The organism is Halomonas sp. PA16-9 (genome assembly GCF_009728585.1).
Classification (GTDB): Bacteria; Pseudomonadota; Gammaproteobacteria; order Pseudomonadales; family Halomonadaceae; genus Vreelandella; species Vreelandella titanicae.
In genome coordinates, this window is the sequence record NZ_CP040451.1 from 575,988 (window position 1) to 595,409 (window position 19,422).

Here is a 19,422-nt window from a genome sequence, read left to right on the forward strand (position 1 = left end):
TGCAGGAAGATCTCGATCATGAGTGACGTAAAGAGCAGAGTATTAACCCCGCAAGATTGGCAGCTTTATAAGTTGGCGCGGTTGAACTCTCTTGAGGATGCGCCTGACTCTTTTGGCTCAACTTACGAGCAGGAAGTAACGCTCTCAGACACTGAATGGCAGACACGCTTGGATCTGAAATGGCGAGGCCTGGACGCTCTGCCCTTAATTGCTGAGTTGGAGGGCCAAGCGGTTGGCCTAGCCTGGGGGTAATACATGAGCCCGATACGAAAATGGCGCATATCTACCAAATGTGGGTATCACCTGCACTGCGTGGAAAGGGGGTCGCCAAGTCTCTTCTATATGAAATTAGTACCTGGGCTGTAAATAAAGGGTGTGAGTGTATAAAGCTCGCAGTAACAACAAGCAACGAAGCTGCAGTTGGTTTTTATACCTCGTCTGGATATCTTCCAACGGGGCCGCTTGAAGAGCTGGGGGTTGGTTCCGCGCTTATGGTGCAGCCAATGGTTAAACGGTTGGGTAATACGCAATAACACTCAGTCTGAGTGAACCGAAATAGTAGACGACAGCTTCAAATTCAAAAATATCGAATTTAATTTAAAAGAGCATTTCTGTTAGCCCAATGCTCTCAGTACCGCCTTTGGTTCCTTGGCAACGATATGCAGTAATGCCAGCGCTGGACCATGGGAAGTGCGATCACCTCGTTCCCAATGTCGTAGTACGGTTATCAGCATTGCCACGTTAACTGTAACCGCCCATTTTTTGAAACCGCACTGCGCATTCATTCTTGTGTCGTCAGGGCTTCACGAAACAGGGTCTCGCGAAAGAGGGCCTCAATGCGTTCCTGGGTACGGGCATACCAAGTCTCGTCCTTGGTCACCGCACCCTGGGCGTTGATGGGGTGGGTGGGAATATGCAGGCGCATGTCCAGGCCACTGTCGCGGTGGGTGGTAACCTGCATAGCAGCAGAGCGTCGCGTTGGGCCATAGGGGATATGCCGGGCTAGTTCCACTTGGCGCTCGCTGGTGGTGGCGAAACGGATAAACGTTTGGGCTGCCTCGGGGTTCGGGGCACCGCGGGGGATCGCCCAGGTCTCATGTTCCTGGAGCTGGCCGTCCCAGAGGATCTCGATGGGCAGGTCGCGTTCCACCATGGCGGCGAAGAAACGCCCGTTGTAGCCGGAAGCCATCACTACCCGGCCCTCCTCTAGCAGGTGCACCGGGGTTTCGCCAGACTCCCACCAGTGGATATTGTCGATGCTTTGCAGTCGGGCGAAGGCCAAGTCCAGGCCGCGACGGGTACTGAGCAGGCGGTAGAGCTCTTCCCGGGGAACCCGGTAGGAGAGTAGCGCCCACTCCAGATTAGCCGCGGGGGTGCGCTGTAAGGCTCGGGGGCCAGGGAAACGCTGTTGATCGAAGAGATCGGCGATGCGAGTGGGGCGCTCCCCGGGGAAAGCATCACGGCGATAGGCCACGACGGTGGCAAAGATCGAATGGCTGATAAAACAGCGACCCAGGGCGCCAGGAAGGAAATCTTGGGATGCCGGAGTGCCGTCCGGCGCTGAGGCGGTTAGCTCGGGGGGGAGCGGTTTCAGCAGCCCTTCTTCGCAGGCTGCCATGGCCTCGCTGCGGGTCATATCGAGTAACGTCCCAGGGGACATCGTTCTCCGCCACGGCCTGGCGGAGTTCCGTCAGGCCGCCGTTATAGCTGTCCACTGCCACCGGTACATCATGGGCCTCGGTGAAGGGTGTGAAGAGGGCACGGCGCTGGGCGTGCTCGTAGGCACCGCCCCAGCTCAATACCGTCAGAGAGTCGGCAGCGTCGGGCACTTCCGCCCTGATGGGTGTTGCCAGGACGAGCAGCCCGGCCAGAAGTCCTGGGATCAATCGTCTAGCCAGCACCGTGTTCCTCCCGTCGTAGGGCGTCGCTGTGATGCAAGAAGGCTCGAGCAATGCTCGACTCATAGGCCACCCCCAAGAAGCGCCGTTCGTCATCCACGACGGCGATGGCCTCGCCGGTGACCTTTTGTAGCTGCTGCATTGCCTCCCAAAGTGAGGCGTGCGGATCTAGCACTGGGCGGGGCGTTTCGGGACAGTCGGCCAGGGTTGTGGCCTCGCTGCCTTCGCGGAAGGTCTCCAGGCTCGCCAGGGTCACGCAGCCTTGGTAGCGCCCTCGGCCGTCCACCAGATAAGCTTCGCCATGGCCCGCTTGACTAAGGCGCGAGATGGCCGCTTTCAGTGGGGTCGCGGGGGCCAGGGTGACGGCATCATGACTAATCAACTCGGTCAACCGCGCCTCCTGGAGCACGGCGCGGCTGCGGCCAGCGGAGAGATCCAAACCACGGCGGGCTAATTGAATATCGAATAGCGAGCGGCCGAACAGTTGGGCGGCCAGAGGATTGGCTAGCGTGACGCTGGCCAGGGCGGCGGTGGTCAACGCATAACTGCCGGTAAGTTCGAAGACGATCAGCAGGGTGGTAAGAGGCGCGCCGAGAACCGGTGCGGTGACCGCGACCATGCCGCACACCGCATAGAAGATAAACGTCTCCTGGCCACCGCCCAGCTCCGCTACCAGGGTGCCGGCTAGGGCACCGAAGAGGGTGCCGATCACCAGCGCTGGGCTGAAGACACCACCAGCGAAGCCCAGCCCCAGGCACAAAGCGGTCGCGGCCAGCTTTAGTAGCAGTACCATCAGCAGCTCGCCGCCGCTATAGGCCCCGGGCAAGGTGGCGAAGCGCAGGGTTTCTTGGCCCATGCCGAGAATATCGGGTACCCAAAGAGCCGTTAGGCCGAGCAAAGCCCCGGCTAGTGCGGGATGAAGGCTGGTGGGCAGCGGTAGCCGCTTGGCCAGCTGGCCCATGGCAAGAATGGCATGCATATAGCCTCCAGCCACCAAGGCGCCTAGGCCACCCAAGGCTAGGAAAAGGGCGAATTCCCAAGGTTGAGGCACGCCAGGCTCAGTGATATGGAACAGCGTCCCCTGAGCAAGCAACTGAGTGGCCAGCACATAGCCGACGATGGCGGCGGCAGCCACTGGCGCGAAGGCGCGCAGGGCATAGTGGCGTAGCACGACTTCGTGGGCGAAGACAATGCCCGCCAGTGGCGCATTGAAGGCCGCAGCGATGGCTGCCGCTACCCCGCAAGCGATAGTGATATTGTCCTCTGAGCGCCCCAGGCGCAGCAAGCGTGTGATTAGGGAGCCGAGAGTCGCGCCGAGATGTACGAGGGGGCCGTACTGACCCACCGAGGCGCCTGCGCCTAACGACACCAAACCGCTTAACGCTGAGAGAGCACCAGCCTTGGCGGGTAGGCGACCTCGGCGGGTCTGGACGGCAGCGATGGCGTCGGCAGGGTATGGGGGCGGCCCCAGGCAGGCCGCGGTGCAGTTGACCAACGAGCAGCCCCCCAAGGGTTGGCACCAGCAGGGTAGCCAGTATCACCAGAGAGGTGTCTGCAGCCATCATCTGGCCTCGGGGGGAGATCAACAGCAGGTCGTTGAGCCATACCACCGCATTGACGAAGCCAACGGCTACAAGAGCCGCCACTCCGCCGACGACACTGCCCAAGAGTACCAAGCCAAGGAAACGCAAGACTGCCAGGGGGTGTCGGGGCGAAACGCTGTCTGTGCTGGGGAGTCCATTTACCCGTTATAGGCGCTATCCGATCAGCGGGCAAGCGCGCCGGCGCCATGCCGTCAGAGTTGCCTGGCGCCGGGGGAGGACTTACAGCGCTGAGATTTTAGCGCGCTGTTCTTCCAGCAACTGCTTGGTGGCTTGGAATTCGGCCAGCTTGCCGCGCTCTTTATCCACCACAGCTACCGGGGCTTTGGCGATAAAGCCGTCGTTGCTAAGCTTCTTCTCGATGCCGCCGATCAGCTTGTCCTGCTTCTCAATCTCTTTGCTTAAGCGGGCGATTTCGGCGTCTTTGTCGATCAGATCCGCCATCGGTACCAGCACTTCCATATCGCCCACCAACTGCGTGGCTGAGAGCGGGGCATCGTCTGGGTTTTCAAGCCAGGTAACGCTTTCCAGCTTGGCGAGTTTGGAAAGGAAGCGACGGTTGCTCTCCAGGCGCTCGGCGTCTTCGGGCTTGCCTTTGGTGAGCAGCACGTCAAGCGGTTTGCCGGGGGCGATGTTCATTTCGGCGCGGATGTTACGCACGGCGATGATGACGCCTTTCAACCACTCGATATCCAGGCTGGCCTGGTCGTCGATTTTGCTTTCGTCGGCTTCTGGCCAGGCTTGCAGCATGATCGACGCATCGTCACCCATATACACGCCTGCCAGCGGCGACACGCGCTGCCAGATCTCTTCGGTAATATAAGGCATCATCGGGTGAGCAAGGCGCAGAATCGCTTCGAGTACACGTACCAGCGTGCGGCGGGTACCGCGCTTGGCTTCTGCCGTGGCATTTTCATCCCACAAAACAGGCTTGGAAAGCTCCAGGTACCAGTCGCAGTACTCGTTCCAGACGAACTCATACAGCGCCTGGGAGGCGTGGTCGAAACGGTACTCGTCCATCGCCTTGGTGACCTGGGCTTCGGTTTTCTGCAACTGCGAGATAATCCAGCGGTCGGCCAGTGAAAGCTCAACCTCTTCACCACCAGTGCCGCAATCTTCGCCTTCGGCATTCATCAGCACGTAGCGCGAGGCGTTCCACAGCTTGTTGCAGAAGTTGCGGTAGCCGTCCAGGCGGCTCATATCAAACTTGATATCACGCCCGGTGGTGGCTTGGGAGAGGAACGTAAAGCGCAGCGCATCGGTGCCGTGGGCTTCAATACCGTCTTTGAACTCGTCCTTGGTCGCTTTGGCAATCGCCTTGGCCTGTTTCGGCTGCATCATATTGCCGGTGCGCTTTTCGAGCAGTTCATCCAGCGTGATGCCGTCGATCAGGTCGATGGGTCGAGTACGTTGCCCTTGGATTTGGACATCTTCTGCCCTTGGCCGTCGCGCACCAAACCGTGTACGTAAACCGTCTTGAACGGTACCTGTTTGGTGAACTTCAGGGTCATCATGATCATCCGGGCAACCCAGAAGAAGATGATGTCAAAGCCGGTGACCAGCACGCTGCTGGGGTGGAATGTCTCCAGCTCCGGCGTCTCTTCCGGCCAGCCGAGGGTGCCGAACGTCCACAGGCCCGAGCTGAACCAGGTATCGAGTACGTCTTCATCTTGCGTCAAGGTGACATCGGGGCCGAGTTTATGCTTCTCGCGAGCCTCGGCTTCGCTACGAGCAACATAGACATTGCCTTCCTCGTCGTACCAGGCCGGGATGCGGTGACCCCACCACAGCTGACGGGAGATACACCAATCCTGCAGGTCGCGCATCCAGGCAAAGTACATGTTCTCGTAGTTCTTGGGCACGAACTGGATATCGCCGTTCTCCACCGCTTCAATAGCGGGCTTGGCGAGGGACTCCACGGCTACAAACCACTGGTCGGTGAGCAGCGGCTCAATGACATCGCCCGAACGGTCACCATAAGGCAGGGTGTTGTTAACGGCTTCGACTTGCTCTAGCAGGCCCAGGGCATCCATGTCGGCAACGATCTGCTTGCGCGCTTCAAAGCGGTCGAGACCTGCGTACTTGGCAGGCAGAGTGGCGTCTACATCGGGCTGGGGCTGTCCTTTCAGGTCGAAGATCTCGGCCTGTTCAAGGATCGCCGCGTCTTTGGAGAAGACGTTTATCAGCAGGTGGTTCTGGCGCTTGCCGACTTCGTAGTCGTTGAAGTCGTGGGCGGGGGTGATCTTGACGCAGCCCGAGCCTTTCTCCATATCGGCGTGCTCGTCAGCAACCACCGGAATTCGGCGACCGACCAACGGTAGCTCAATGAACTTGCCGACCAGAGAGGCGTAGCGCTCATCGTCTGGATTCACCGCCACACCGGTATCGCCCAGCAGGGTCTCCGGGCGGTGGTGGCGACTACGAGGTAATCCTTGCCATCGTCGGTTTTGACGCCGTCCGCCAGCGGGTAGCGGAAATGCCAGAAGCTGCCCTGCTGCTCTTTGTTCTCCACTTCCAGGTCAGAAATGGCGGTGTGCAGTGTCGGATCCCAGTTGACCAAGCGCTTGCCACGATAGATCAACTTCTCTTCGTGCAGGCGCACAAACACTTCTTGTACCGCTTTGTAGAAGCCGTCGTCCATGGTGAAGCGTTCACGAGACCAGTCGACGCTAGCGCCCATGCGGCGCAACTGGCGGGTAATATGGCCGCCGGATTCGTGTTTCCACTCCCACACCTTGTCGATAAACGCATCGCGGCCAAGGTCGTGGCGGGTCTTGCCCTCTTCAGCTGCAATCTTGCGCTCCACCAGCATCTGCGTGGCGATACCGGCGTGGTCGGTGCCTACCTGCCACAGGGTGTTGTTCCCCTGCATCCGTTTCCAGCGCGTCAGGGTATCCATGATGGTGTCCTGGAACGCGTGGCCCATGTGCAGGCTGCCAGTCACATTGGGCGGTGGAATCATGATCGAAAAAGGCGTGCCCTGGCCGGAGGGAGCAAAACGGTTGTCAGCTTCCCAGCGCTCGTACCAGCGGGTTTCGATCTGTTCGGGTTGGTAGGTCTTTTCCATGGAGAGTTGGCTCACGGCTGGCGAGAAATGTGTATAAGTGCATAGATGAATGGGCGTGAGTATACCGCGTAAGGGCCGTGGTCGTCAGGGGCTACTCACGCTCTATTGTGGGTGCACAGTACGTATGTGATGTGTTTATGAGAGCTGTTTATGGGCAGAAAATCCGCGCATGGCGATTAGCCCGAGGATGGGGCCCGGCAATAGCCACCAAATGACAGCCAGCGACTGGCTCGACCACAGCGCTGTGACCAGTGCAATGGAAGGAATGGTCAGCCCAAAGCCGATAGCGTTCATCATCGCCAGCGCTGCGCCTAGCCGCTCGGGTGGAGCCGTGGCGCTGGCCAGCGCAGAGAACTGCGCGGAGTCGGCAATAACGCTAACGCCCCATACGCCGAGTAGCATCAGCAGCAGCCAGGGCGAGGCGCCGCCCAACAGGGGATAAACTAAACAGAGCGTACCGGAGGTTGCCAATGCCACGCAGGCCACTCGATCACTGCCAATCTGGCGGCTCCATTTGCCTGCAAGCACGCAGCCCGGTAAGCCCAACGCGATCACAGCAAAACTTAGCCACGGTTGAGCGCTGTTTGAAGCGCCCCAGCGTTCCAGCTCCCGGGCGACCAGAAACGGCACCAGCGCCCACAGCGCATACAGTTCCCAGCAGTGGCCGAAATAACCCAGTGCGGCGGCACGAAAACGAGGCTGTTTGAAAGCGGCCAGACCTGCCCAGGGGCGTCCGCTTTTGGCGGTGGCCGGGAGGTGGGGGCCAACGCCCAGTTTGAAAATCATTAGCGCGGCGACCAGCGCCAGCAGTGAGGCCAGCAGCAATGGCCACTGCCAGGGTAAACTCAGCGTTAAACCGCGTAGCAGATGCGGGGAGGCAATACCCAAGGTGAGCATGCCCACCAGCCAGCCCAGTGCCGCCCCGGCATGGCTGGGTGTCCAACTCACCACCAGCTTCATACCCAGCGGGTAGATACCCGCCAGACAGAGCCCGGTCGCAAAGCGCGCAACAGCGGCGAGCGTTACGCTCTCGGCCACGCCAATAAAGGCGGCGTTGATCAGTGCGCCGAGAACGGCAGAAATCGCAAACAGGTGGCTGGCGCGAATGCGGTCGGCAAGGCCGGTGGTGGCAATCAATAGCGTGCCGCTAATAAACCCGGCCTGAACGGCGATGGTGAGCAGACCCAAATCGCTTTCGCTAAGGCCTACCGCATCCTGAAGCGCCAAGCCAACGCCATTGACGCTAAACCACAGTGAGGTGCCAAACAGTTGGGCGATGACAATCGTAACAAGCGGGTAGCGCGTGAACACGTTTACGTCTCCATGAGGGCAAAGGGCGCAGCCAGAGCCCGCTAATGGTAATCAACAATTTATCGTTACGACGAATTTTTTAAAAACAGCAGTGTCGGACCACGAGGCCCGTCAGGATTCGTCGGGCAGGAAGTACAAATTTGTTCGCAATTGGAGTTTTTATGCACGTAGCCAAGCTTTTCCTTCCAGCAGTTGCAGCACTGGCATTCAGTGTTCCCGCCATGGCCCAGCAAATGGCTGGTGGCACCCCCAGTGTCGATGACCAAGTTGATCAACTTGACGAAATGGTCGATCTGGATGAAGGCCAGAAAGAAGAGATGAGCAACCTCTTGACCCAGATGCAAGATAAAATCAGTGGCAAGGAGCAGGAAGCCCGGCAGTTGCAACAGCAACTCGGCGAGCAGGTTCAGCCCGATTACGATGAAGCTGCCATTCGTGCGGACGCGGAGCGTCTTGGCGACCTAACGGCCGAGATGACCGCTGATAGCATCATCTTACAGTCTCAGATCGAAGGCGTATTCACTCAAGAACAGCGCGAACAACTTGACGAAGCCATGGCTCAACGGCAGGAGCAAATGCAACAACAGATGCAGGAGCAGATGCAGCAACAGGGTGGCTAAGGCGAAGACGCCTTGGAGTGATGGAGAGCAGTGATGGAAAACAGGTCATGCAAACTGCCTGGCCGCACTGACAACGATTGCCTAACTCTGTTGACGGCCCCGCCAAGTGCGGGGTCACGTGTTTATGGCCGTGCCATTCGGCGTAGACGATACCGACGAGGAAGTGGCGGTTAACCGAAATTAGGTATCCATAGGCGCGAATAGTTGGGCTAAGTCATCTTCATCGATAGATGTGCCAAGATAGATCTGTGTTTATGTAATATTAGCGGGAGGAGGGCTAGTTTCTTTTTTGCTGATACTTCGGAAAAGAAAATAAAAATTGCGTCAAGAATGTTGAGATAAAGTAAGTTGAGGATGCCCATTATTAATAATTGAGTAGTTTTTCTTTTACAATTGCATAATGTTTCCAGCAAGCTGAAGCGAGAAATAAAAATAATAATAAAACATATACTGCAACAGGAACATCATCCGCTGGTTCTTTTATTAGATCGCTTGCTCCAACCCATAATATTGCTATAGTAAACAACCAGATTATGATGAGGTAAGTCTTTCTACCCAATCCCAGGCTAGAAAAATTAAAGGGCTTTTTTGCCGCCAAGAATTTGTTTCTACTTTCTTCCTTCATATCATCTGTTCCTGTGTAGTGGTTTTTCTGGTAGTTGATTCAATTTATATTGAATGACTATTTAAAATTAACCGTGTGATTGGTTTTAAATAGTCCTTAGCCGCCTTTAATTTCTAAGCTCAAAAATAAAGTCTAAAATACAATGTCATCTGCAGTGATGGTGCCAATTTAATTCCTTTTCGCCATCGAATGATAGGCTGTGAGTTTAAGTAATATTAATCATTTTTTGACCTGTGAAAGTATTAGTGATGAGGCTTAGAGATTATCTCATATAGCAACTTCTCGTTCAGCGGGGTCGCGCCGGTAAAGCGAGTAACCTATCACCCGCCACCGTTCGCTTGTCCGGGTGAAAACCAACTCGCTTGAATTGCGCATCTCCTTGAAAAAATCGCAAATAATGAGTGGTTAGAATAGCCGGGTATTAGTGAAGCGCAACCCCTAGAGGCCACGAAGCGTTGATCTCTTACGCATGTAAGAAATAGCTTACAAATTTTTAAGCGTTGGCTTACATGAAGGGGCTTGTATGCGCAACAGAAATGGTATGAGTATGAATTTTTTTGAGTCAGCGTCATATGTTACTCAGGGTTGTCTACCCCAACTTATGCGGCACAACCTCATGACCCATCTCTTTATAACGCTGCCAGCAGGCGCGTTTGGCGATCAGCACTTGTTGGTGCTGATTGATGATCTCGGCAATTCGTGCGTAGCGCTCTACGCCTTCGGGTATTTCCGGGTGCAGATTAAGCAGCGCGGTTTCTTCTGTCGGAACCGGCAACTGCTGCCAGCCTAGCGTGATTGGTACGCTGGCGGCCATCTCGCTATCTTCCAGGGCATGGGGTAAATAGGCGTCTGGGCGGAAATTCCACAGCGCGCTATCGGCCTGCTCGGCGAGGGCTTTGTCTTCGCAGTGCAGGTGCAGGCGGTAGCCTTTGCGCCAGATGGTCTCGGCCAGTTTGCAGGCAAACTGCAAGCGCGCTTCCAGGGTGGTATCGGGCAGGATATAGAAATCAATACGCGCCATAGCGGTTCCAGGTAAGCGGTTTCAGATACGTCGATGGCAAACAGCACCGCCGCAAGAGTGCGGCGGTGCTGAAAGGATAAGCGTTGGCTTTAAAACCGCTTAAACCAGCTGGGTAAGCCAGCCATGCTTATCTTCACTGCGGCCGTACTGCAGGTCGAGCAGCTTGGTACGCAGTCGCATGGCGATCTCGTTGTTGCCACCCGCCGTGAGCTTGATACGCTCGTTTTCAGTGACCAGTTCACCTACCGGAGTGATGACCGCGGCGGTACCGCAGGCAAAGATCTCGGTGATCTCGCCAGACGCCGCGCCTTCGCGCCATTCGTCAATGCTAATCGGGCGCTCTTCCGGCGTTAGGCCTTCATCTTTCGCCAGGGTTAGTACCGAGTTGCGGGTCACGCCTTCCAAAATCGTGTCGGTCAGGCGCGGGGTCACCAAGCGGCCGTCTTTGAAGACGAAGAACAGGTTCATGCCGCCGAGTTCTTCCACCCACTTGTTTTCAGCGGCATCGAGGAAAGCGACCTGACCACACTGGTGGGCTTCGGCTTCTTTCTGCGCGGCCAATGAGGCGGCGTAGTTACCGCCACACTTGGCGAAGCCGGTGCCGCCGGGGGCTGCGCGCTTGTAGTTAGACGAGAGCCAGATTGATACCGGGGCAATGCCGCCTTTAAAGTACGCCGCCGCGGGGGAGGCGATCACGTAGTAGTCCACCTCATGGGCGGGGCGTACGCCCAAGAAGGCTTCTGAGGCGATCATAAACGGACGCAGGTAGAGGCTGCACTCGTCAGATGCGCTGGCAGGCGTGGGCACCCAGGCGTGATCTTGCGCTAATAGCGCTTTCAGCGAGCCGATAAAGTCTTCGTCGGACAGCTCCGGCAGCGCCAAACGACGGGCACTGCGGCGAAAACGTTCGGCGTTTTTCTCTGGGCGGAATGTCCAGATAGAGCCGTCGGCGTGGCGATAAGCTTTGATGCCCTCAAAAATCTCCTGGCCGTAATGCAGCACAGAGGCAGCGGGATCCAGCGTTAGCGGGCCGTAAGGGCGCACTTGGTGGCCGTGCCAGTCGGCGTCAACCGTCCAGCGCACATGGGCCATGTGATCGGTAAAGTGTTTGCCAAAGCCGGGGTTTTTGAGAATGTTGTCACGGATCTCATCGGCTATCGGCTGGTTGGATGGCAAAATCTCAAAGTTAGTGGGCACGGCATGTTCTCTCTACTTGATCCAAGCCCTGAAGGGCAAATATAGGCGTCGTAATATAAGCGTTAAAGTGGGCGTAGCGTGTGCCTTGAGATAAGGCACACGCTAATGGGTTTAGGTGTAACGGTTGCGTCAAATAAAGGCAACCGTTGATTGCCTGATTGTGTTGTTAGACGTCGCTATTTTCTACTTGGGCGTCTGCTTCACGGTCAAGCAGGTACTGAGTTAACAGCCCAACGGGCCGACCGGTGGCGCCTTTCTGCTTGCCAGAGTGCCAGGCGGTGCCGGCGATATCCAGGTGCGCCCAGGGGAAGTGGTCGGCAAAGCGTGACAAGAAGCACGCAGCGGTAATCGTGCCCGCGGGGCGGCCACCAATATTGGCCAGGTCGGCAAAGTTGGACTCGAGCTGCTCTTGATACTCATCCCACAGCGGCAAGTGCCAGGCGCGATCCCAGGCGGCTTCGCCCGCATCCAGCAGATCCAGTGCCAAGTCATCGTCGTTGGAGAGCAGGCCGGTGGCGTGGTGGCCCAGGCCAATAATCACGGCGCCGGTGAGAGTGGCGATATCCACTACACTGGCGGGAGTAAAGCGCTCGGCGTAGGTGAGTGCATCGCACAGCACCAGGCGGCCTTCCGCGTCGGTGTTAAGCACTTCGACGGTCAAACCTTTGAGGGTTTTGATGATGTCGCCGGGCTTGGTGGCATTGCCATCTGGCATGTTTTCCGCGGCGGCAACAATAAATACCAGGTTGAGCTTGGGTTTAATCGCCAATACCGCTTTGACGGTGCCGAACACGCTGGCGGCGCCGCACATATCGAACTTCATTTCGTCCATGCTTTCGCCGGGCTTGAGCGAAATGCCGCCGGTATCAAAAGTAATGCCTTTGCCTACCAATACATGGGGTGCTTCTTCGCTTTCTTCGGCGCCTTGGTACTTCATCACGATCAGGCGTGTGGGTTCTTTGCTGCCGCGGCCTACGGATAGCAGCGAGCCTGCGCCCAGGGCTTCCAGCGCTTCTTCATCGAGAATCTCGACCTCGAGCGCGCCTTGTGAATCGCGACCCAACTGCTCTGCCTGCTCGGCTAAATAGCTGGGCGTACACACGTTACCGGGCAGGTTGCCCAGCGTGCGGGTGTAGTTGATGCCTTGGCCAATAGCGTTGCCCACTAACGCACCCTGCTTAACCTGCGGGACAGCGTCGGCATCGGTGATAATTAACGTCAGCTTGGCAAGGCTGGGGGCTGGCGCGGGCGAGGATTTGAACTGGTCAAAGCGATAGATAGCACGCTCCGCAGCTTCCATTACCTTGCGCGCTTTCCAGGCCGCATCGCGATCAGCCAACGGAACATCGCCAAATACTACGCTGGCTTCGTCGATAGGCAGTTTCACTAGCGCTGTCATGGCCGCATCCAGCGCCTTGATGAAGGCCGCTTCCTGGCATTTTTCGCGCTCTCCCAAGCCCACCAGCAAAATGCGTTCGGCCCCCAGGCCTGGCGCAAAGGGTACCAGTTGCACGTTGCCCAGTGCTGCGTCAAAGTCGCCGCGTTCGAGCAATTGGCCAATCAGGCGCTCGCTGGCGTCGTCCAGTTTGGCAACGGTGGGCAGGAAGTCACCACCTTTATAAACCGGCACCAAAAGGCAGGGTGTTTCAGCTTTGGCTGGGTTCGCGGTCTGAACGGAAAATTCCATGACGTCTCCAACAAGACAAGCATCGAGGGATTCGGGATAATGCCCCGTTGCTTTTGATTTTGAAAAGGGACTGAAAATAGTTTGATTAGTGTACCCAAGCCATACGCTTATTGCATGGCATCCTGCACGACTAGCCGGAGAGCGCGTTGATTTTATTTCGATATCTAACTCGCGAAGTGTTACTCACCATGTCGGCAGTCGCTGGCATTCTACTGCTGGTGATTATGGGCAGCCGCTTTATCCGCTATTTTTCGGACGCGGCGGAGGGCGATATTCCCGTCACCATGCTAGGTAGCCTGATGATGTTTCACCTGCCTGGCTTTATGGAACTGATTCTACCGCTGTCGTTTTTTCTAGGCATCCTGCTCGCCTACGGGCAGCTCTATATGAACAGCGAAATCACCGTGATGGTCGCCTGTGGGATGAGTCCCACGCGATTGTTGAAAGTGACTTTGCTGCCCGCCAGCGTCGTCGCGGTACTGGTCGGTGTCTGCAGCCTGTGGCTAACGCCTTTTGGGGCGCTGCAAACCGAGACCGCGCTGGAAGAACAGCGCAGTCGCCTGGATGTTTCCGTGTTGGCGCCGGGGCGCTTTCAAGAGTTCGGCGGTGGCCGTACCGCTTACATCGGCAGCTTCTCAAGCGACGGAACGGAAATGCAGGATGTGCTGGTGCACGAGCAGAACCAACAAGGCGACGAAGGTACTCACGACTACGTTACCCGGGCGGCATCGGGCTATCAGGAAACCCGCCTCGAAACGGGTAGCCGTTTTCTGGTGTTGGATGACGGTGAGCGCTACGGGGTGACGCCGGGCGATAAGAGCGCCGAGCGGCTAACGTTTGAGCGTTATACATTGCGACTAGGGCTGAATCGCGACCGGCAGGAACTGGATTCACTGGAGTACGCCACTACGCCTGCGCTATGGAGTAATCCAAGCCCCCGTGCCCAAGCCCAGTGGCAGTGGCGGGCAGGGCTCCCGCTTATGGTGTTTGTGCTGGCCTTGATGGCGCAGCCGCTTTCCCGGGTTAATCCCCGCCAGGGGCGCTTTGGCAAACTGCTGCCCGCGGTATTTTTATACGTCGCCTATCTTAGTCTGCTACTCGCGGTTGTCGATGCGATTGGCAGTGGCACTTGGTCCACCACGCTGGGCGTGTGGCCAGTCCATGGGCTGTTTTTAGGGCTGGGCCTATTATTGCTATGGCGCTCGCAACGCAAGGGGATGCGCTAATGGTGCTTGACCGTCTTGATCGTTATATCGCCCGCAACGTGCTGGCGGCCATTATCGTCGTTCAGTTCGTGCTGCTGGGGTTGGATATTACCATCGCTTATATCGATGATTTAGGCGATGTGCAGGCGGGCTATACCGCCTTCGATGCGCTGCTTTACCTGCTAATGCGCACGCCTTGGCGATTCTATCAGTACGCCCCGGTAGCCGTATTAATTGGCGCGCTGATTGGTTTAGGCAGCATGGCTTCCAGCAATGAGCTTACCGTTATGCGCGCCGCTGGGCGTTCTCTGGCGCGCATTGTGTGGGGGGTGATGAAACCCGTGCTGGTGGTCGTGGTTGTGGTGCTGTTAGTTGCCGAATACGTTAGCCCACGCACCGAGCAGTATGCCGAGGCGTGGCGGCTGGAAAAACTCCAGGGTGAAGGCGCCGTGTTGACCAGTCGCAGCGGCTGGCAGATAGAGGGCGACAGCGTCTACCGTTTTGGGGCGATTCGCGCGGATAACGTCGTGCTCGATTTAACCCGCTATCGCTTTGATGACCGCCAACTGGTCGAAGCCACTTACGCTCAGCGCGCACACTGGGAAAACGATGCCTGGCGTTTGGAAAACGTCGCCACCACGCGTATTTTTGACGATCACACTGAGTCTGAGCAGACGGCAAGCATGGGCTGGGACACCTCGTTCACCCCCACCCAGCTAGAGAGACTGCTGCGCGATATTGAGAGTCAGGCGCCCAGCGAGCTTTGGGCCTATGCCCAGTTCCTTGAAGAGCAGAACCTGCAGAATGATCAGGCACTGCTCTATTTTTGGCAGAAGATGCTGATGCCGCTCACCATGGGGTCGCTGGTGCTGATTGCCGCCTCCTTTGTATTTGGCCCACTGCGCACCGTGGCCGCTGGTACTCGGGTGTTTTATGGCGTTGTCACTGGGCTGAGCTTTAAGTACGTTCAGGATCTACTGGCGCCCGCCTCGACGATATTTGGCTTTTCACCCGTCTGGGCCGTACTGGTGCCGACTCTGGCCTGCGCCGGGGTCGGGATCTATTTTCTACGTCGCAATGGTTAATGGCCGCAATAGTTAGCCATCACAGCCTCGTATCGTCCAGAAACAGCCAGCAACCACGAAGAGAACTATGCAAACACGACGCTTTACTCAGTTGGACAGCGTATGGCCAGCCGGCCTTGGTCGACGACTGGGCGCCATGCTGTATGACGGCTTTTTGGTCACCGCGATTTGGATTGCGGTGACCGTCGTGCATATGCTGTTTTTCCGCTATGTGCTTGGTCAACAGCCCGAAGAGATTGGCACGACGGCCAGCGATGTTTTGAGTTTGCAGCTCTTGCTGGTGTTTTTTGTCACGCTGTTTTTTGTTTTCTCCTGGTCGCGCGGTGGTATGACCTTGGGTATGCAGGCGTGGCGTTTACGGGTGCAAACGGTAGACGGGTATTCACTGAACTTGAAGCAGTGCCTGATTCGCTGCGCGGTGGCGTGGCTCTCGCTACTGGCGTTTGGTTTGGGCTACTTATGGGTGCTGTTCGATAAACAGCGGCGTAGCTGGCCGGATATTGCTTCCAACACGCAAACGGTGGTTTTGCCGAAAAAATAATTTTACCGGGCATCGGCCATTTTTTTGGAAAAAGCGTCGCTTCGACAGTATCTTATCGCGCTCTTCATATTTACTAAGACGAATGGCTAGCAAAGAGCAGTAATTTCTACTTGATAAGATGTATGCGAATCATTTACATTCATCTCATGATTTCTATGAGGTGTCGCCATGTACGTTTGCGTGTGCAAGGGAGTAACCGACCATCAGATTCGCCAGCACGTTAGCGACGGAGCGCGCAGTTGGCGAGAAGTACGCGAGGCAACCGGCTGCGCAACGCAGTGCGGTAAGTGCGCGTGCTACGCTAAATCAATTACCCGCGATGCCGTTCAGGAAGCACGTCAAGAAGCCGATATGGGCCTTGCCTACGCCGTGTGACGCGAATCACTATTGTTAGGGTTATCTTTAGCAAATAACTGATTTGCTTGAACTTTTAGTCATCTTATCTATACTCTCAGAAACGCTGGGGGTATAGCTATTTGCGCCTATACTCTTCTCCAAACGTAACTGCTTGATCGTATTGTCTAAACTAGATTAAACATCAGCATTACAGTAGAAAGGTGACGTCATGAAAGGTGATACGAAAGTTATTGAGCATCTCAATAAGGCGCTCGGCAACGAACTGGTTGCGATCAATCAGTACTTTTTGCACGCCAAAATGTATAAAGATTGGGGTCTGAAAGCCCTCGCCAAATGGGAATACGATGAGTCCATCGAAGAGATGCAGCACGCTGACAAGATCATCGAGCGTATCCTATTCCTGGAAGGCATTCCCAACCTGCAAGACCTGGGCAAGCTGCACATTGGCGAAAACGTCAAAGAAATGCTCGAAAGCGATCTAAAAATTGAGCACGATGGCCGCAACGACTACATCGAAGCCATCACCTATTGTGAAAGCGTTAAAGATTACGTTACCCGCGACATGCTCCGCGATCTGCTCGCCGACGAAGAAGACCATATCGATCACATCGAAACGGAACTTGGTTTGATCGACAAGGTGGGTATTCAGAATTACATGCAACGCCAAATGCAGATGGCAGGCGACGAGTAAAACGCTATCGCGCGTATGTATAGAAGCTAGCAACCAAAACTAGCTAAAAAGCAGCCAGTCAGGGTTAACTGACTGGCTGCTTTCGTTCTAAGGTCTCCTTTAACCTATCGATTTTCCTGCTTCCCTTTTCCCCTATGCGTTCCTTCACTACTTACCCATCTAACATTTTTGCGGCAACCTGGATTTCGCGCTGAGGTGTGCCGATAGCCAACGGCGCTAACTTAGCCAATGAGTGTCATAAGCCTGACATCGTTATGATGTTGGATGGTTAATCGGACATAGCAAGTTTAATAACTTAATCAGTCGTTTCTTAAGCTTAGGCAAGGGATTAACTCCATCATGATACTCAAACGCAGACCAACCCTGTTGGCGCTGGCTGCTGTGCTGGCCGCCACGCAAGCGGCAGGCGCGGCAGATAAGCATTTCAACCGCATCGCCAGCTTCGCGGTTCCCGATAACATGGCCGAGGGCGAAGATCGTACACGCGAGACCGCGCCTGAAATCATTGCTGCCTCCGGTGATGGCATGATGCTGGTGTATACCGATAGCCCGCTGGGCGTGATCGGGCGCATCGATATCAGCGACCCGGCTAATCCGCAACCGCTGGGTAATATCGTTATGGACGGTGAGCCTACGGCCGTATCGGTGCTCGGCAATATGGCCTATGTCGGAGTGAATACATCGGCTTCCTACAGCGAACCTTCCGGGGAACTGCGTACGGTCGATTTAGCCAGTGGCGAGATACTCGCCTCCTGCCCGCTGGACGGACAGCCCGATAGTGTGGCTTCCGCTGCGGCCCCCGATGGGCGCTTTGTCGCTGTCGCCATTGAGAATGAACGCGACGAAGAGGCGGGTGATGGACGTGTACCGCAGATGCCCGGCGGTTCCGTGGCACTGGTGGAGATCAATGCGGAAGGGCTGGTTAACTGCGACAGCCTGCTCTACGCCGACGTAACCGGGCTCGCCGAGATCGCCCCCGAGGATCCCGAGCCGGAGTTTGTCGATATCAATACCCTGGGTGAGACCGTCGTCACCGTGCAGGAGAACAACCACCTGGTGGTGCTCGACTACGCCGGAAAGGTGGTGGCGGATTTCAGTGCCGGGACTGTCGACCTGGACGGCATTGACGCCAGCGATGACGGTGCGCTGATTTTCAACGAGCAGCAAGCCGAGCGCCTGCGTGAGCCGGACGCTTTGCAGTGGATCGACAACGACCACTTCGCTATTGCCAACGAAGGCGATATGGATGGCGGCGCGCGCGGCTGGACGATCTTCAACAAGCGTGGCGAGGTGGTATACGAGTCAGGTACTTCATTCGAGCGCGCGGTGATTGAAGCGGGTCACTACCCCGATAAGCGTTCGGATGCCAAAGGCAGCGAGCCGGAGGGGATGGAGTTTGCGGTGTTCGAAGGTACGCCCTATGTCTTCCTGCTTTCCGAGCGCGGCTCGCTGGTGGGCGTTTATGACGTTAGCAACCTGGCCGAACCGCAGCTCACCCAGCTACTGCCCTCGGGCCTGTCTCCGAAGGCGCCGTGGCGATTCCCAGCCGTGGCCTGTTAGCCACCGCCAATGAAGGGGATCTGGGCGAAGACGGCGGCCCCCGCGCCCATGTCATGATTTATCAATACCAGGATGTGCGCCAGCGGTCTATCCCACCCTGACCTCGGCGGGCGCTGATGAACTGATCGGCTGGGGCGCACTTTCCGGTTTGGTCGCCGCTGATGACATGCTCTACGCGGTCAACGACAGCTTCTACAGCGCCCAGCCGCGCATCTTTACCATCGACCCCTCAGCCTCCCCGGCGCGGATTACGGCAGCACTGGACGTGACCCGCAACGGTGAGCCTGCGCTAGGGCTGGATATGGAAGGCATTACCACCGATGGTGAAGGTGGCTTCTGGGTCGCTTCCGAAGGTAACGACAAAGGCCTTGCCAACACCCTTTATCATGTGGGTTCCGACGGCGAGATTATCCAAGGAATTGCACTGCCCGAGGCGCTCGCTCAACAGGCATTGAAGTGGGGATTAGAAGGCGTCACGCGCATTGATGATCAACTGTGGCTGGCGGTGCAGCGCCCTTGGCAGGATGACCCCGAGGGCATGGTCAAGCTGCTGCGTTTTGATATCGACAGTGGTGAGTGGGGCGTTGTTCATTACCCGTTGGATAACGTGGAACAGGGTTGGATTGGCCTCTCCGAAATCACCGCCCATGGCGATTGGCTTTATTTGATCGAGCGCGACAACCAGATCGGCGCCGAGGCGAAGGTTAAGCAAGTGACCCGCGTTGCCCTGGACGGCCTGGAACCCGCCCCGCTGGGCGGTGAGCTGCCGGTGGTCGAGAAACAGCTAGTGCGCGACCTGATTCCCGACCTGGCCAGCTACAACGGCTTTGTGGTGGACAAGATTGAAGGAATGGCGATCAACGATAATGGCAACGCCTGGCTGGTCAGCGACAACGACGGTGTGGACGATAGTTCCGGCGAGACCTACTTCTGGTCAATACCCCTAGAGTAGGCCC

19 protein-coding genes and 1 pseudogene are annotated in these 19,422 nt (G+C 56.7%); 12 read left to right on the top strand and 8 right to left on the bottom strand.

Features of this window, described 5'->3' with window-relative positions:
- The first annotated feature begins 18 nt into the window (after positions 1-18).
- Both FDY98_RS02725 and FDY98_RS29230 read left to right on the top strand, forming a co-directional pair.
- Positions 19-252 carry a hypothetical protein gene (locus FDY98_RS02725; RefSeq protein WP_155705673.1) on the top strand — a complete coding sequence of 78 codons (234 nt, stop codon included), beginning with the start codon at positions 19-21 and terminating at the stop codon, positions 250-252.
- Between the two features lie 38 nt (positions 253-290).
- Positions 291-533, top strand: a complete 243-nt coding sequence (locus FDY98_RS29230; RefSeq protein WP_442907954.1) for a GNAT family N-acetyltransferase — start codon at positions 291-293, stop codon at positions 531-533.
- Between the two features lie 248 nt (positions 534-781).
- On the opposite strand, the gene FDY98_RS02735 is transcribed toward FDY98_RS29230, so the two are convergent.
- Positions 782-1,660 (bottom strand): extracellular solute-binding protein, encoded by an 879-nt coding sequence (locus FDY98_RS02735; protein ID WP_340146658.1) that lies wholly within the window; start codon positions 1,658-1,660, stop codon positions 782-784.
- A 230-nt stretch (positions 1,661-1,890) separates the two neighbouring features.
- Positions 1,891-3,393: a chloride channel protein gene (locus FDY98_RS02740; protein WP_340146659.1), complete on the bottom strand. Its 1,503-nt coding sequence runs from the start codon at positions 3,391-3,393 to the stop codon at positions 1,891-1,893.
- Between FDY98_RS02740 and FDY98_RS26595 the strand changes: the two genes are divergently transcribed.
- Complete coding sequence (locus tag FDY98_RS26595; RefSeq protein WP_340146660.1) at positions 3,380-3,652, top strand: hypothetical protein; 273 nt, start codon at positions 3,380-3,382, stop codon at positions 3,650-3,652. The genes FDY98_RS02740 and FDY98_RS26595 overlap by 14 nt on opposite strands.
- A 69-nt stretch (positions 3,653-3,721) precedes the next feature.
- Here the strand turns inward: FDY98_RS26595 and FDY98_RS02745 are convergent.
- Positions 3,722-6,566, bottom strand: a pseudogene (locus FDY98_RS02745) (valine--tRNA ligase).
- Between the two features lie 135 nt (positions 6,567-6,701).
- The gene (locus tag FDY98_RS02750) at positions 6,702-7,877 is read right to left on the bottom strand and encodes an MFS transporter (protein WP_027957793.1); all 1,176 of its coding nucleotides are present in this window, start codon (positions 7,875-7,877) and stop codon (positions 6,702-6,704) included.
- Between the two features lie 161 nt (positions 7,878-8,038).
- On the opposite strand from FDY98_RS02750, the gene FDY98_RS02755 reads away from it, so the two are divergent.
- The gene (locus tag FDY98_RS02755) at positions 8,039-8,497 is read left to right on the top strand and encodes a Spy/CpxP family protein refolding chaperone (protein WP_027957794.1); all 459 of its coding nucleotides are present in this window, start codon (positions 8,039-8,041) and stop codon (positions 8,495-8,497) included.
- Between the two features lie 364 nt (positions 8,498-8,861).
- On the opposite strand, the gene FDY98_RS02760 is transcribed toward FDY98_RS02755, so the two are convergent.
- The 4 genes from FDY98_RS02760 to FDY98_RS02775 all read right to left on the bottom strand — a co-directional run bounded on the left by FDY98_RS02760 (position 8,862) and on the right by FDY98_RS02775 (position 13,027).
- A complete protein-coding gene (locus tag FDY98_RS02760) occupies positions 8,862-9,122 on the bottom strand; it encodes a hypothetical protein (RefSeq protein ID WP_155705675.1) in 261 nt (86 codons plus the stop codon).
- 589 nt (positions 9,123-9,711) lie between these two features.
- Positions 9,712-10,143: a DNA polymerase III subunit chi gene (locus tag FDY98_RS02765; protein WP_027957796.1), complete on the bottom strand. Its 432-nt coding sequence runs from the start codon at positions 10,141-10,143 to the stop codon at positions 9,712-9,714.
- Between the two features lie 99 nt (positions 10,144-10,242).
- Positions 10,243-11,340 (bottom strand): branched-chain amino acid aminotransferase, encoded by a 1,098-nt coding sequence (locus FDY98_RS02770; RefSeq protein ID WP_027957797.1) that lies wholly within the window; start codon positions 11,338-11,340, stop codon positions 10,243-10,245.
- Positions 11,341-11,506: 166 nt separating this feature from the next.
- Positions 11,507-13,027 (bottom strand): leucyl aminopeptidase, encoded by a 1,521-nt coding sequence (locus FDY98_RS02775; RefSeq protein ID WP_027957798.1) that lies wholly within the window; start codon positions 13,025-13,027, stop codon positions 11,507-11,509.
- A gap of 146 nt (positions 13,028-13,173) precedes the next feature.
- On the opposite strand from FDY98_RS02775, the gene lptF reads away from it, so the two are divergent.
- From lptF to FDY98_RS26610, 8 genes are all read left to right on the top strand, one after another.
- On the top strand, positions 13,174-14,253 hold the full coding sequence (lptF, locus tag FDY98_RS02780; protein ID WP_027957799.1) for an LPS export ABC transporter permease LptF: 1,080 nt from the start codon (positions 13,174-13,176) through the stop codon (positions 14,251-14,253).
- On the top strand, positions 14,253-15,317 hold the full coding sequence (gene lptG, locus FDY98_RS02785; RefSeq protein ID WP_027957800.1) for an LPS export ABC transporter permease LptG: 1,065 nt from the start codon (positions 14,253-14,255) through the stop codon (positions 15,315-15,317). Before lptF ends, lptG begins: the two co-directional genes overlap by 1 nt.
- A gap of 67 nt (positions 15,318-15,384) precedes the next feature.
- A complete protein-coding gene (locus tag FDY98_RS02790; RefSeq protein ID WP_022520149.1) occupies positions 15,385-15,858 on the top strand; it encodes an RDD family protein in 474 nt (157 codons plus the stop codon).
- A 168-nt stretch (positions 15,859-16,026) separates the two neighbouring features.
- Positions 16,027-16,233, top strand: coding sequence for a (2Fe-2S)-binding protein (locus tag FDY98_RS02795; RefSeq protein ID WP_008959830.1), 207 nt, complete (start codon positions 16,027-16,029; stop codon positions 16,231-16,233).
- A 190-nt stretch (positions 16,234-16,423) separates the two neighbouring features.
- Complete coding sequence (bfr, locus tag FDY98_RS02800) at positions 16,424-16,906, top strand: bacterioferritin (protein WP_009288515.1); 483 nt, start codon at positions 16,424-16,426, stop codon at positions 16,904-16,906.
- Between the two features lie 339 nt (positions 16,907-17,245).
- Entirely contained in the window at positions 17,246-18,466 is a 1,221-nt protein-coding gene (locus FDY98_RS26600) for a hypothetical protein (protein WP_340146661.1), read from the top strand.
- Positions 18,439-18,567, top strand: a complete 129-nt coding sequence (locus FDY98_RS26605) for a hypothetical protein (RefSeq protein ID WP_340146662.1) — start codon at positions 18,439-18,441, stop codon at positions 18,565-18,567. Before FDY98_RS26600 ends, FDY98_RS26605 begins: the two co-directional genes overlap by 28 nt.
- Positions 18,568-18,614: 47 nt before the next feature.
- Positions 18,615-19,418: an esterase-like activity of phytase family protein gene (locus FDY98_RS26610; protein WP_340146663.1), complete on the top strand. Its 804-nt coding sequence runs from the start codon at positions 18,615-18,617 to the stop codon at positions 19,416-19,418.
- Positions 19,419-19,422 lie beyond the last annotated feature (4 nt).

Bases quoted from the DNA above. Each gene is read 5' to 3' on its own strand.
- FDY98_RS02725 (WP_155705673.1), top strand. From the start codon at position 19: ATGAGTGACGTAAAGAGCAGAGTATTAACCCCGCAAGATTGGCAGCTT.
- FDY98_RS29230 (WP_442907954.1), top strand. From the start codon at position 291: ATGTGGGTATCACCTGCACTGCGTGGAAAGGGGGTCGCCAAGTCTCTT.
- FDY98_RS02735 (WP_340146658.1), bottom strand. From the start codon at position 1,660: ATGTCCCCTGGGACGTTACTCGATATGACCCGCAGCGAGGCCATGGCA.
- FDY98_RS02755 (WP_027957794.1), top strand. From the start codon at position 8,039: ATGCACGTAGCCAAGCTTTTCCTTCCAGCAGTTGCAGCACTGGCATTC.
- FDY98_RS02760 (WP_155705675.1), bottom strand. From the start codon at position 9,122: ATGAAGGAAGAAAGTAGAAACAAATTCTTGGCGGCAAAAAAGCCCTTT.
- FDY98_RS02765 (WP_027957796.1), bottom strand. From the start codon at position 10,143: ATGGCGCGTATTGATTTCTATATCCTGCCCGATACCACCCTGGAAGCG.
- FDY98_RS02775 (WP_027957798.1), bottom strand. From the start codon at position 13,027: ATGGAATTTTCCGTTCAGACCGCGAACCCAGCCAAAGCTGAAACACCC.
- lptG (WP_027957800.1), top strand. From the start codon at position 14,253: ATGGTGCTTGACCGTCTTGATCGTTATATCGCCCGCAACGTGCTGGCG.
- FDY98_RS02790 (WP_022520149.1), top strand. From the start codon at position 15,385: ATGCAAACACGACGCTTTACTCAGTTGGACAGCGTATGGCCAGCCGGC.
- FDY98_RS02795 (WP_008959830.1), top strand. From the start codon at position 16,027: ATGTACGTTTGCGTGTGCAAGGGAGTAACCGACCATCAGATTCGCCAG.
- bfr (WP_009288515.1), top strand. From the start codon at position 16,424: ATGAAAGGTGATACGAAAGTTATTGAGCATCTCAATAAGGCGCTCGGC.
- FDY98_RS26600 (WP_340146661.1), top strand. From the start codon at position 17,246: ATGATACTCAAACGCAGACCAACCCTGTTGGCGCTGGCTGCTGTGCTG.